The sequence below is a fragment of the Catellatospora coxensis genome, from assembly GCF_016862635.1.
GTDB classification, from domain to species: domain Bacteria; phylum Actinomycetota; class Actinomycetes; order Mycobacteriales; family Micromonosporaceae; genus Catellatospora; species Catellatospora coxensis.
On the sequence record NZ_BONI01000012.1, the window covers coordinates 1 to 12,580 of the forward strand.

The 12,580-nt window shown below is 72.3% G+C and carries 13 protein-coding genes; 3 read left to right on the plus strand and 10 right to left on the minus strand.

Annotated elements, in window-relative coordinates; translation table 11 throughout:
* The first annotated feature begins 158 nt into the window (after positions 1–158).
* Complete coding sequence (locus Cco03nite_RS09265) at positions 159–653, plus strand: YajQ family cyclic di-GMP-binding protein (protein ID WP_120317196.1); 495 nt, start codon at positions 159–161, stop codon at positions 651–653.
* 209 nt (positions 654–862) lie between these two features.
* Here Cco03nite_RS09265 and htpX read toward each other — a convergent pair whose 3' ends face one another.
* From htpX to Cco03nite_RS09310, 9 genes are all read right to left on the minus strand, one after another.
* Positions 863–1,738: a zinc metalloprotease HtpX gene (gene htpX / locus Cco03nite_RS09270; protein ID WP_203691156.1), complete on the minus strand. Its 876-nt coding sequence runs from the start codon at positions 1,736–1,738 to the stop codon at positions 863–865.
* Positions 1,739–1,929: 191 nt separating this feature from the next.
* On the minus strand, positions 1,930–3,447 hold the full coding sequence (locus Cco03nite_RS09275; protein WP_203691321.1) for an NADH-quinone oxidoreductase subunit N: 1,518 nt from the start codon (positions 3,445–3,447) through the stop codon (positions 1,930–1,932).
* A gap of 11 nt (positions 3,448–3,458) precedes the next feature.
* A complete protein-coding gene (locus Cco03nite_RS09280; protein WP_203691158.1) occupies positions 3,459–4,949 on the minus strand; it encodes a complex I subunit 4 family protein in 1,491 nt (496 codons plus the stop codon).
* The gene (locus Cco03nite_RS09285; protein ID WP_203691160.1) at positions 4,946–6,715 is read right to left on the minus strand and encodes an NADH-quinone oxidoreductase subunit 5 family protein; all 1,770 of its coding nucleotides are present in this window, start codon (positions 6,713–6,715) and stop codon (positions 4,946–4,948) included. Before Cco03nite_RS09285 ends, Cco03nite_RS09280 begins: the two co-directional genes overlap by 4 nt.
* On the minus strand, positions 6,712–7,068 hold the full coding sequence (gene nuoK / locus Cco03nite_RS09290) for an NADH-quinone oxidoreductase subunit NuoK (protein ID WP_239167252.1): 357 nt from the start codon (positions 7,066–7,068) through the stop codon (positions 6,712–6,714). The genes Cco03nite_RS09285 and nuoK overlap by 4 nt, the downstream gene beginning before the upstream one ends.
* The gene (locus Cco03nite_RS09295) at positions 7,068–7,607 is read right to left on the minus strand and encodes an NADH-quinone oxidoreductase subunit J family protein (RefSeq protein WP_203691164.1); all 540 of its coding nucleotides are present in this window, start codon (positions 7,605–7,607) and stop codon (positions 7,068–7,070) included. The genes nuoK and Cco03nite_RS09295 overlap by 1 nt, the downstream gene beginning before the upstream one ends.
* The gene (locus tag Cco03nite_RS09300) at positions 7,604–8,113 is read right to left on the minus strand and encodes a NuoI/complex I 23 kDa subunit family protein (RefSeq protein ID WP_203691166.1); all 510 of its coding nucleotides are present in this window, start codon (positions 8,111–8,113) and stop codon (positions 7,604–7,606) included. Before Cco03nite_RS09300 ends, Cco03nite_RS09295 begins: the two co-directional genes overlap by 4 nt.
* A 115-nt stretch (positions 8,114–8,228) precedes the next feature.
* Complete coding sequence (locus tag Cco03nite_RS09305) at positions 8,229–9,185, minus strand: complex I subunit 1/NuoH family protein (protein ID WP_203691168.1); 957 nt, start codon at positions 9,183–9,185, stop codon at positions 8,229–8,231.
* A complete protein-coding gene (locus Cco03nite_RS09310; RefSeq protein WP_203691170.1) occupies positions 9,182–9,742 on the minus strand; it encodes an NADH-quinone oxidoreductase subunit C in 561 nt (186 codons plus the stop codon). Before Cco03nite_RS09310 ends, Cco03nite_RS09305 begins: the two co-directional genes overlap by 4 nt.
* A 131-nt stretch (positions 9,743–9,873) precedes the next feature.
* Here Cco03nite_RS09310 and Cco03nite_RS09315 point away from each other — a divergent pair, with 131 nt between their 5' ends.
* Positions 9,874–10,374 carry a SigE family RNA polymerase sigma factor gene (locus Cco03nite_RS09315; protein WP_239167243.1) on the plus strand — a complete coding sequence of 167 codons (501 nt, stop codon included), beginning with the start codon at positions 9,874–9,876 and terminating at the stop codon, positions 10,372–10,374.
* The gene (locus Cco03nite_RS09320; protein ID WP_203691177.1) at positions 10,367–11,191 is read left to right on the plus strand and encodes a hypothetical protein; all 825 of its coding nucleotides are present in this window, start codon (positions 10,367–10,369) and stop codon (positions 11,189–11,191) included. The genes Cco03nite_RS09315 and Cco03nite_RS09320 overlap by 8 nt, the downstream gene beginning before the upstream one ends.
* 10 nt (positions 11,192–11,201) lie before the next feature.
* Here the strand turns inward: Cco03nite_RS09320 and Cco03nite_RS09325 are convergent, their stop codons facing one another.
* A complete protein-coding gene (locus Cco03nite_RS09325) occupies positions 11,202–12,509 on the minus strand; it encodes a DUF2252 domain-containing protein (protein WP_203691179.1) in 1,308 nt (435 codons plus the stop codon).
* Positions 12,510–12,580: the final 71 nt, after the last annotated feature.

Consider the following 12,580-nt stretch of genomic DNA (forward strand, 5'->3'; position numbering starts at 1 on the left):
TCCGCTCCCATTGGCCGCTCGGGCAACCCGCCTGGTAACAGCGTCGCCAGCACCGCACGCGATGTTGGCTCGCTAAGGATAGCGGTACGCCCGCAGCGGTGTGCAAGCGGGTTGGACCATGAGCACGGCGCGCCGCCGGATCTGCTAAAACGGTACGCATGGCAGCTAACCCGTCGTTCGACATCGTCAGCAAGGTTGATCGGCAGGAGGTGGACAACGCTCTGCACCAGGCCGAGAAGGAGCTGGGCACGCGGTTCGACTTCCGTGACACGGGAGCATCCATCGCCTGGGCCGGCGAGGAGGGCGTGACCGTCCAGGCCAACACCGAGGACCGGGCGAAGGCCGCGCTCGACGTCTTCAAGGAGAAGCTGATCAAGCGCAACATCTCCCTGAAGTCGCTGGACGCCGGCGAGCCGAAGTCCTCCGGCAAGGTCTACAAGATCGACTGCAAGATCATTCAGGGCATCGACCAGGAGAAGGCGAAGGCCATCTCCAAGAAGATCCGCGACGAGGGGCCCAAGGGCGTCCAGGCGCAGATCCAGGGCGACCAGCTCCGGGTCACCGGCAAGAAGAAGGACGACCTGCAGGAGGTCATCGCCCTGCTCAAGGGAGGCGACTTCGACGTCGCCCTCCAGTTCACCAACTACCGGTAACAGGCGCCGGGATCACGGCCCCGACCTGCACCAGCGCAGGGCGCGCCAGGATCCCGGCACAGCCCCGCGATCCTGTCGTACGGGTGTCGTACGTTGGTCCTGCCCTCGCGGGGGTCCGGAGGCCCAGCTACGCCCCGGATGGCGCGGGGGTCCAAACGTTGAGGACACGAAAAGGCCCCGCCGTGTGGCGGGGCCTTTCGCGTGGCGCGTCAGCGCATGTACTGGATGGGGCCCGAACTGGCGGCCATGGCCTCCAGGCGCCGGACCCGCTCCTCCATCGGCGGGTGGGTGGAGAACAGCGACGCGATGCCGCCGCCCTTCAGCGGGTTGTCGATCATCAGGTGGGCGGAGCTGGCGAGCTGCCCCTCGGCGGGCAGCGGCATCTGCCGCACCCCCATGTGGATCTTCTTGAGGGCGCTGGCCAGGGCCAGCGGGTCGTTCGTCAGCTGCGCGCCGGACGCGTCGGCCTGGAACTCGCGGCTGCGGCTGATGGCGAGCTGGATGATCGTGGCGGCCAGCGGGCCGAGGATCAGCATCATCATCAGGGCGAGCGGGTTGGGGCCGTCCTCGTCGTCGCCGCCGAGCGGGATGAACCAGGCGAGGTTGGCCAGCATCGTGATGATGCCGGCCAGCGCCCCGGCGACGCTGGAGATGAGGATGTCGCGGTTGTAGACGTGCGACAGCTCGTGGCCGATGACGGCGCGCAGTTCGCGGTAGTCGAGGATGCGGGTGATGCCCTCGGTGACCGCTACCGCCGCGTGCTGCGGGTTGCGGCCGGTGGCGAAGGCGTTGGGTTGCATGGTGGGGCTGACGTACAGGCGGGGCATGGGCTGTCCGGCCTGCTGCGACAGTTCGCGCACCATCTGGTACAGCTGGGGGAAATCCGCCTCGCTGACCGGTTGCGCACGCATCGAGCGCAGTGCGAGCTTGTCGGAGAAGAAGTAGCTCACACCGTTCATGAGCAGCGACACGATGACGGCGATGAACAGGCCGGTGCTGCCCCCGAACCAGTAGCCGATGCCGAGGATGATCGCTGTCAGCAGGCCCAGTAGGGCCGCGGTTTTCAGACCGTTGTGGCTGTGCATGCCTTCCCTCCACGAGTGGCACGGTGGGTGTGCCGCGCATCTGGTGCAACCAGCGCTCCTGGCATCCACGTTCCCGCTACGCGCTGTGAACATGCTGAAAACTCACAAAGATCGCCGTTTGCGGGCGAAATCTGGGGGTTGAACCACAGTTTTCGCCCGGAAACGGCGATCTTCGCGGGAGGGCGGGAGGGTCAGCGCCAGGCGGTGACCACGCTGTAGAGCAGTTGCGGGGCGACGGTCAGCAGTAGCCCCGCCGCGGTGGCCAGGCCGAGGGCCACAGCGGGAGCCCACGCGACGCGGGCGGCCGTGCCACCGGCCGGGTCGGCACCGGAAACGTCGGCAGCGCGGTAGAGGGCGGCGACGGGGCGCCAGTACACGGCGAGGCCGATGACGGAGACCAGGGCGACCAGTAGGGCCAGGCGGTAGGAGTCGACGCGCAGCAGCGCCTGGATCACCGTGATCTTGGCGAAGAGGCCGGCCAGCATCGGCGGCAGGCCGGCCAGGCCGACCAGGGCGAAGGTGAGCGCGGCGGCCCGCCAGGGTGCGGTCCGGCCCAGGCCGCGCAGGTCGGCCAGGCTGCCGCCGTCCGGCTCCTCGGGGCGCAGCGCGACCACCGCGCTGAACGCGGCCAGCTCCAACACCAGGAAGAAGACGGTGTACGCGAGCGCGGCGTCGAGCAGCCCGTCGGCCTGACCGGCCAGCGCCAGCCCGGTGAGCCCGCCCAGCGGCGCGAGGATGAACCCGGCCTGCGCGATAGAGGACCAGGCGAGCAGGCGTACGGTGCGCCGCTGGCGCAGGGCGACCAGGGTGCCGATCAGCATCGACAGGGCGGCCAGCACGGCCAGCGTGATGCCGGCGGTGATGAACATGCTGCGGTCGTCGCCGGCCGCGCCGGTGGCCAGCACGCCGTCGACGACGATCAGGATCGCCACCACGCCGCCGAGCTTGGAGGCGGTGGACAGGAACGCGGCGACGGGCACCGGCGCGCCCTCGTAGGTGGCCGGGGCCCAGGCGTGCAGGGGCGCGGCGGCGACCTTGAAGCCGAGGCCGACGAGGATCAGCGCCAGGCCGGTGAGCGCGACGGGTCGCCACTGCCCGGTGGCGAACAGCGGCGCGGAGACCAGGCCGCGCAGCTGCACGGTGCCCGAGGCGAGGTAGAGCAGCGCCGCGCCGAGCAGGGTCACCGCGGTCGCGGCGACGCTGTTGGCGAAGAAGGTCACCGCGGCCGCCGCGGCCTCGCCGGCGCGCCGGCGGTGCAGCGCCACCAGGGCGTACAGCGGGATGGTCAGCGTCTCCAGCGCCACGATCAGGGTGATCAGGTCACCGGCCGAGGCGAGGGCGACGCCGCCGGTCATCGCGCAGGCGAACAGGAAGACCGTCTCGCCGGCGGGGGCGTCGCCGCGGCGCAGCGCCGGGACGTAGAGCAGCAGCGCGCCCACGGTCAGCAGCGCCACCAGCACCGCCACCAGGCGGGCCCGGGAGTCGAAGACGAGCGCGCAGTCCACCGGCATGATCGCGTCGCTGCCGGGTGCGGCGAGCCCGGCGCAGAAGGTGCCGATCTGGCGCGGCTCGGTGAAGGCCGCGGTCACCGCGGTCAGCACCGCGCCGAGCAGGCCGGCGCCGAGCGGCCAGCGCCAGCGCGGCTGCGTGATCAGGTCCACCACCAGCACCGCGAGCGCGGTCCCGGCGGCGACGAGCAGGGGCAGCATCAGTTGCAGGTTCACGGGGCCACCGTCCTCGTCAGCGCCGCCACCGCGTCGGCGGACATGCCCAGCACCAGCATCGGCATCACGCCGAGCAGCAGCGCCAGGGCCACCAGCGGTGACCAGGCGACCAGTTCCGGGACGCGGGCCTCGGGCGCGCCCGCCAGCGCCGCCGCCTGCGGGCCGTGGCTGACCCGGCGCAGCAGGCGCAGCAGGTACGCCGCGGTCAGCGCGCCGCCGGTCGCGGCCAGCACCGCCAGCACGATCCACAGCGTGCCGCCCCGCTGTACGGCGGCGACCACGGCGAACGCCTCGCCCCAGAACCCGGCGAGGCCGGGCAGGCCGAGGCTGCCGAGCGCGGCGAAGCCGAGCACGCCGGCCAGCCAGGGCTGGCGTTCGCGCAGCCCGCCCAGGTCGGCGAGCAGGCCGGTGTGCGCCCGGTCCTTGATCGCGCCGGCCAGGAAGAACAGCAGGCCGGTGAGCAGGCCGTGGGCGATGTTGCCGATCAGCGCGGCCTGCAGGCCGATCTCGTTGAGGGTGGCGATGCCGAGCAGCACGAAGCCCATGTGCCCGACGGAGGAGTACGCGACGAGGCGTTTGACCTCGACCTGCGACAGGCAGACCAGCGAGCCGATGAGGATCGCGGCGACCGCGAGCACGCCCAGCGCGGGCGCGAACGCCGCCGCGCCGTCCGGTGTCACGCCGACCCCGACCCGGATCAGGCCGTACGTGCCCATCTTCAGCAGCACCCCGGCCAGGATCACGCTGCCGACGGTCGGGGCCTCGGTGTGGGCGTCGGGCAGCCAGGTGTGCAGCGGCCACAGCGGGCTCTTCACCGCGAACGCGACCGCGAACAGCCCGAAGATCCACAGCTGGGCGTCGTGCGACAGCAGGCCGGGCTCGGCGGTGAGGCGGGCGATGTCGGCGGTGCCGGTCCGGGTCACCACGGCGACCACGCCGACCAGCAGCAGCACCGACCCCGCCAGGGTGTACAGCGCGAACTTCAGCGCCGCCGCGCGCCGGGCCGGGCCGCCCCAGCCCGCGATGACCGCCGCCATCGGCAGCAGCACCACCTCGAACGCGAGGAAGAACAGCACCAGGTTGAAGGCGAGGAAGGTGCCGAGGATGCCCACCTCGATCACCAGCAGCAGCGCGGCGAGCTGGTTCGCCCGCTCCGGGCGCTGCCACAGCAGGTAGCCGCAGCACAGCAGGGTCAGCAGCGCCGTCAGCACGACCAGGGGGTACGAGATGCCGTCCACGCCCAGGTGCAGCCGCAGTTCCAGGGCGGGCACCCAGGACCAGTCGACCTCGTGCCACAGCCCGGCCCCGCGGCCGGACGGCTTCACCACACCCCGGCTGACGAACATCGGGGCTGCCAGCAGCACGGTCAGCGCCGCGGCGACGGTGGCCGCGACCGCACCGGCCCGCCCGCGCAGCAGCAGCGCCGCGACTGCCCCGAGCAGCGGCACCGCCAGCACGCCCACCAGGAGAACCACCGAGGTCGTCATGCGAACACCACCGCCGTCACCGTCACCAGCACCGCGCCGATCAGCACCCCGGCCAGCGCCCGGGGCAACGCGGCGCGGTGCCAGGCCGCCAGCCCGGCTCCGGCCCCGGCGGTCGCCCGGCCGAGGCCGTTGACCGCGCCGTCCACGCCGGACACGTCGACCGCGGTCACCGCCTTGGACAGGGCCCGCGCCGGCCGGACCACGAGCCGGTCCTGCACCGTGTCCAGGCCCAGGCCGCCCGCCAGGAACGGCCCGGCCTTGCCGAGCACCGCCGCCGGGTCACCGGCGCCGGCACGCTGCCAGCCCCACCAGGCGGCGGCCACGCCGAGCACGGCCAGGGCCAGCGGCAGCACCAGCTCGACGCCGAGGTGCGCGAGTTCGTAGTCGGCGACCAGCGCGCCGACGCCCAGGCCCGCCGCGGGGACGGCGAGCAGCAGCAGCGGGGCGCGCATGGCCCAGCCGGGCTCGTGCGCGTGCACCGCGCTGTCGCGGGCCGGGCCGAAGAAGGTCAGCAGCCACAGACGGGTGGAGTACCACGCGGTGAGCGCCACGCCGAGCAGCGCGGCCAGCCACAGTGCGGGCTGGGCGTGCAGCGCGCCGACGACGGCCTCCTTGCTGAAGAACCCGGCGAACGGCGGCAGGCCGATCAGCGCGCCGAGGCCGATGGTCATGGTCCAGAAGGTCAGCGGCATGTCCTTGCGCAGGCCGCCCATGCGCGACATCAGGTTGCTGCCGACCGAGTGGATCACCGATCCGGCGCACAGGAACAGCAGCGCCTTGAACGCGGCGTGGGCCAGCAGGTGGAACATCGCCGCGTCGACGGCCTTCGCGGACAGCGCGGCCATCATGTAGCCGAGCTGCGAGACCGTCGACCAGGCCAGCACCCGCTTGATGTCGTCGGCGGCGGTCGCGGCCAGCGCGCCGAGCAGCAGGGTGATCCCGGCCATGGCCGCCATCACGGCCAGCGCCGTCGGGGAGGCCGCGAAAACCGGGAAAAGGCGGGCCACCACGTACACACCGGCGGCGACCATGGTGGCGGCGTGGATGAGGGCGGAGATCGGCGTCGGGCCGGCCATCGCGTCGGGCAACCAGGTGTGCAGCGGGAACTGCGCGCTCTTGCCGGCGACCCCGGCGAGCAGCAGCAGCGCCGCGGCCGTCACCGTCGTGCCGGACATCGCCGGTACGGCGGCCAGCACCTCGGTGATCCGGAAGCTGCCCGCGGTGACGCCCAGCAGCACGATGCCGAGCAGGAAGCCGACATCGCCGACCCGGGTGACCAGGAACGCCTTCACCGCGGCGGCGGGCGCCTCGGGCAGCGTGCGGTCGTGCGCGATGAGCAGGTACGAGCAGGCGCCCATCACCTCCCAGCCGATCAGCAGGGAGATCAGGTCGCCGGAGAACACCACGGTCAGCATCGCGCCGGTGAAGATCGAGATCTGGGCGGCGTACGGGCCGTAGCGCTCGTCCTCGGCCAGGTAGCCCACCGAGTACACCTGCACGCACAGCGCGACCACGCCGACCGCCAGGGACATCAGCAGCGCGCGGGTGTCGACCAGCGCCGTCAGCGTCACCCCGAGGTCCCCGAAGCGCACCCAGGTGGCCGAGAACTCGCCCCGCGTGCCGTCGGCCAGCAGCAGCACCGTCAGCGCCAGGCTGACCGCCGCACCCGCGATGCCCAGGGCCGCGCCCAGCGGCCGGTTGCGCATCGGCAGCAGCAGGCCGACCAGCCCGCAGACCAGCGGAACCAGCACCAGAGTCGCGATCATGCCTGCTCCCCGTCCAGCGCGAGCGCGGGCTCCTCGGACGGCGCGGCGGCGCGCGGCTCGTCGTCGAGGGCCACCTGGTCGGTGTTGATGTCCTGGCGCAGCCGGAACAGCCGCAGCACCAGCGCCAGGCCGACGCCGACCTCGGCCGCCGCGATGACGATGACGAACAGCGCGAACACCTGGCCGGTCACCCGCTCGCGCAGGGTGTCGCCGGTGACCAGGATCAGGTTCACCGCGTTGAGCATCAGCTCGACCGACATCAGCACCAGCACCGCGTTGCGCCGCCGCAGCACGCCGTACGCGCCGATGCCGAACAGCAGGGCCGCGGTCACCAGCGGGATCACCGGACGGATCATCGGCTGCTCCCCGGTGCCACCGCGTCGGCCAGGGCGTCGGCCGGCGGGGCGGACGGGCGCGACAGCACGATCGCGCCGACCAGCGCGGCCAGCAGCAGGATCGACAGCACCTCGAACGGCAGCACCCAGTCGCTGAAGACGGCATCGCCGATGCGCTCCGCCGTGCCGACCGCCGGCGGGGCGACCCGGAACTGCCCGAACACGGCGATGAACAGCGCCGACAGGCCCAGCCCGGAGGCCGCGCCGACCAGCGCCGCGGGCAGGGCCGGGCGGTCCAGGTCGGTGCTGCGGCCGATCGGGGCACGGGTCAGCATCACCGCGAACAGCAGCAGCACCACCACCGCGCCGACGTAGATGAGCACCTGCACCCAGGCCGCGAACTCCGCGCCGAGCAGCAGGAACTCCACCGCGACCGCGCCCAGCGCGACGACCAGCCACAGGCCGGCCCGTACCAGCTGCTTGGTGGTCACCACCGCGAGCCCGCCGGCGACCGCGACCAGGCCGACCACCGACAGCAGCACGTCCTGCAACGTCACGAGGCGCTCGCGCGCTTGGCCACGGCGGTCTCCTCCTTCGACGGCTCACCGAGCGGATCGTGCGGGGGCGGCGGCGGCACGGTCGCCATCCACTCGCCCAGCCGGTCCTTGTCGTGCATCAGGTCGCGGATGTCGTACTCGGCGTACTCGAACTCCGGCGACCAGTAGAGGGCGTCGAACGGGCACACCTCGATGCAGATGCCGCAGTACATGCACAGCGAGAAGTCGATGTCGAACCGGTCGAGGACGTTGCGCTGCCGGGGGCGGGCCGCGCCCGGCACCACGACCTCCTCCTTGTGCGAGTCGATGTAGATGCACCAGTCCGGGCACTCGCGCGAGCACAGCATGCACACCGTGCAGTTCTCCTCGCGCAGGGCGATCACGCCCCGGGAGCGCGGCGGCAGCTCGGGCGCCACGTCCGGATACTGCTGCGTCGTCGAAGGGCTCACCAGGGTCTTCAGCGTGACCGCCAGCCCCTTGCCCAATCCCGCGCCCGGAATGCTCATGCCTTCTCCTCGCTGCGCTCGTCGGCGGCACGAGTAAGCGTGCTCATGATTCGCTCGCTGCGCTCGCTCATGTCTCTCATCCTGCCGTTTGAGGGGTCACCACGCGAGTAGCAGGTCAGCTCAGCGCCACACGGACGCCGGCGGTCAGCACCAGCTGGGCCAGTGCCAGGGGCACCAGGACCAGCCAGCACAGGCGCTGCAGCTGGTCCTCGCGCAGCCGGGGCCAGGAGACCCGCAGCCAGATCACGACGAACGCCACCGCGCCGGTCTTGAGCAGCATCCACAGCCAGCCGACCGAGTCGGCCCACGGGCCGTGCCAGCCGCCGAGGAACAGCGCCGCGGTCAGCGCCGAGATCACCACGATGCCGACGTACTCGGCGAGCAGGAAGAAGGCGAAACGCAGGCCGGTGTACTCGGTCATGTAGCCGAAGACCAGTTCGGAGTCGGCGATCGGCATGTCGAACGGGGGGCGGCGGATCTCGGCCAGCCCCGACACGAAGAAGACGACCGTCGCGGGCAGCTGCCACAGCAGCCACCACGGCTCCCAGGCGGCCACGATGCCGGGCAGGCTGAGCGTGCCCGCGGCCATCGCGACGCTCGCCGCGGACAGCACGAACGGCAGCTCGTACCCGAGCAGCTGGGCGGCCGCGCGCAGGCCACCGAGCAGCGAGTACTTATTCGCCGAGGCCCACGCCGCCATCAGCACCGCGATCACGCCCACACCGACGACCGCCAGCACGAAGAACAGGCCCACGTCGAGCTGCTCCCCGACCAGGTCACCGGGGCCGAGCGGGATGACCAGCAGCACCAGCAGGTACGGCAGCAGCGCGACGGCCGGCGCGAGCCGGAACACGGGGCCGTCCGCAGCGCGCGGGGTCACGTCCTCCTTCTGCGCGAACTTCACGCCGTCGGCGATCAGCTGCGCCCAGCCGTGGAACGCGCCCGCGTACATCGGGCCCAGCCGGGCCTGCATGTGCGCCATCACCTTGTGCTCGGTCTGCCCGACGAGCAGCGGCAGCGTCAGGAACGCCACCGCCACCAGGCCCACCCTCAAGATCAAATCCCAGGTCATGCCTGCGGCCCCCACTCCCCCGGCGCGGGCACGCCCGGCGGGCGGATCGCCTGGCGCTTGGAGCCGGTCTCCGACTCGCCCGGCTCCTTGGCCCCCGGCCACGGCTTGGCGACCCGGCTGGCCAGCACGAAGCTCTTGCGCAGCGGGTGGCCCTCGAACTCCGGCGGCAGCAGCAGCGGCTCCAGCGGGCCGGGGAAGCCGATGCCGAACATCTCGTACGTCTCCCGCTCGTGCCAGGCCGCGCCGGGATACACGTCCACGGCCGACGCGAGCGAGGCCCCCTCCACCGGCACCCGGGTGCGCACCAGCACGCCGTGCCGCGCGCTCGTCGACCACAGGTGCGCGACCACGTCGTAGCCCGCGTCCAGCTCGTCCACGGCCGACAGCCAGTCGAAGAAGTCGCAGCCCAGCACGTCGCGCGCGGCGGTCAGCGCGGGCAGCCAGGACGCGGCGGGCACGTCGACGACCGCGCGGGCGTACGGTCCGCCGCCCGACACGCCCGTCTGTGCGCCCGCGACGGCCTCCGCCAGGCGCGCTCCGATCTCCTCCGGCGTCATGCCCGGCATCCTATGCCCGCGACCGGTCACCACGCCCCACCTCACCGGCGTCGGCCGTACCAACGGCCCTCCGGCGCCTTTGATCAGACCCGCTATGCTGCGGCGGATTTCTGACACCCCTGGAGCTGCCCGTGACCGAACACCGCGAGTTCGCGGAGTTCTACAGCGCGTCGTTCCAGAAGCTCGCCGCCGCGCTGTACGTGTACACCGGGGACCTTGCCGAAGCCCAGGACGTGGTGCAGGAGGCCATGATCCGTGCGCTGGCCCGCTGGTCGACCGTGTCCATGTACGACGAGCCGGCCGCGTGGGTGCGCCGGGTCGCCTGGAACCTCGCCACCAGCCGCTGGCGGCGCGTACGGCGTGGTCTCGAACTGGCCTCCCGCGGGCATCGCGAGGAGCTCGCGCCGGGCCCGGAACCTGACCGGGTGGCCATCGTCGCCGCGCTGTCCGACCTGCCCACCCGCCAGCGGCAGGCGGTGATCCTGCACTATCTGGAGGATCTGCCGATCGCGGAGATCGCTGCGATGATCGGGGTGGCCGAGGGCACCGTGAAGTCCTGGCTGCACCGGGCCCGGACCACCCTCGCCGACCGGCTGTCCGAGCTGGCCCCGGAGGAGGTCGACCGTGTCTGACGACCTACGCCGCCTGCTCGCCGACGCCGGCCGAGCCGCTCTGCCGCACGTGCGCCCACCCGGTCACGAGGCCGCCCGCCGGACCCTGCGGCGACGCCGGGTCACGCGGGTGTCGGGGTTGGCCGTGGTGCTGGCGCTGGCGCTCGTCCTCGGCACGAACCTCATCCCTCGGTCCACGTCGCCGGTGCCGCCGCTGCTGCCGACCCCGTCCACGGGTCCGACCGTCGACCCGTCGGCCTCGCCGTCCTGGCCCGCGGCGACGCCGACGGTCCTGCTGTCGACGACCCCCGTGCCGTCACCGGGCCCGGGTGGCTCTCCGTCACCCGGAACGCCGCCCAGCGGCACGCCGCGGCCGACCGGGCAGCCGGTGGCGAACCCGGACCCGGGTGCCAGCCCCTCCCCGTCTCCCTCACCGCCGCCGCCTGCCTGCGTGGACATCGTGATCCCGCAGATCACCAATGCGGCGACGCCCGCCCCTGCCACGATCACGTTCAGCATCGCCCCGGCCGACCTGGACCGGCTCTGCGAGGGCTGGGAGATCCACGTGAGCTGGGCGGCCTACTACACCTACAACGCGGAGGTCCAGATGTACTCCACCGGCGACGACTTCGTGCTCACCGCCGCGTCGCCGACCCGGACCCGCCGGCTCGGCGGCGAGTACGGCTGCCCCGGCGATCGCTACTTCTACTTCGGCAGCCTCCCGACGCTGCCCGACACGTTCCCGCGTGGCGAGCACCTCGACCTGCCGTCGTGGGCACCGGGCCGCACCACGGGCGTCTTCCTGCGCCACTACCTGGTGCCGCCGGAGGACTGCTGAGACTGCGGCGTCACACGCCCGGGATCGCGCCGTTGCGGAACAGGTCGACGAAGAGCTGGTGGTCGCCGCGGGCCTGGGCGCCGTACGCGTGCGCGAACTCGACCAGCCCGGTGGTGAACCCGGCCTCGTCGCGGTCGAGTTCGGCGACGATCGCCTCCTCGGTGGAGAAGTCGACCAGGTCGTGGCTCGACTCGTCGTCGGCGACCGAGTGCATGCGGGCCACCGCCCGGCCCAGCTCACGTACCACGCTGACCAGCTCGTCGGGTTCGTTGACGTCGGACCAGTCCAGGTCTGCGGCGTACGGCGACACCTCGGCGACGAGCTGACCGACCCCGTCCAGCTCGGTGTAGCCCAGCCAGGCGTCGGCGGCGGCCTGCAGGGCGCGCTGCGACTCGGCGGTGCGGTGGCCCTGGTGCAGGAAGTAGCCGCGTACCCGCGCGTCGTCGATGTGCCGGGCCACGGCCGGGGTCTGCGCCTGCTTCATGTAGACGACCACGTCGTTCTCCAGCGCCTGGGTGTGCCCCTCCAGCAGCAGGCTGTACGACGGCAGCCCCGCCGAGCCGATGCCCACGCCCTTGCGCAGCACCACGTCCTTGATGGTGCGCTCGACGCGCTCGTGGCCGGTGTGCGCGTGGTGCGGGTTCAGCGTGCCCAGGTAGCCACGGAACGCCTCCTCCACCGCGGCCCGGGTCGGCGTGTCGATCCGGTACACGCCGTCGCGCTCGACGAAGCGGCGCTCGTACCGGTCGATCACGGTCATGCCCTGCAGCAGGTCCACCCGGGTGTTGAGGCGGGCCTGCTGGAGCACCCGGTGCAGCGGGCCGGTGGTGGTGGACAGGGTCAGCGAGCCGATGGCGTCGTCGCCGCCGAGCGCGATGGCCCGCAGCTCGGCCAGGTACGCCCCGGCGAAGTCCTTGATCAGGTAGCCGATGGTCTCGTCGGACAGCGCCTTGGCGTAACCGAGCAGGGCGATGCTGGCGCACAGCCGCCGCAGGTCCCACAGGAAGGGGCCGACGTACGCCTCGTCGAAGTCGTTGACGTTGAAGACCAGCACACCCTCGGCGTTCATGTAGGTGCCGAAGTTCTCCGCGTGCAGGTCACCGTGGATCCACACCCGGCTGGTCTGCGGGGTCAGGAAGGTGTCGTCGGCGTACTCGCCGTTCATGTCGGCGTAGAACAGGGACGCGCTGCCGCGGTAGAACGCGAACGCGCTGGACGCCATCTTGCGGAACTTGCGCCGGAACGCGGCCGGCTCGGCCGTCATCAGCGGACCGAACTCGGTGACCAGCACGTCCAGGATCTGCTCGGAACGCGTCATGTGCCGAACGCTAACGCGCGACCGCAACCGCCCGCTGCGGAAACAGACCATGGCTCGTCCCGGCGCGCCGC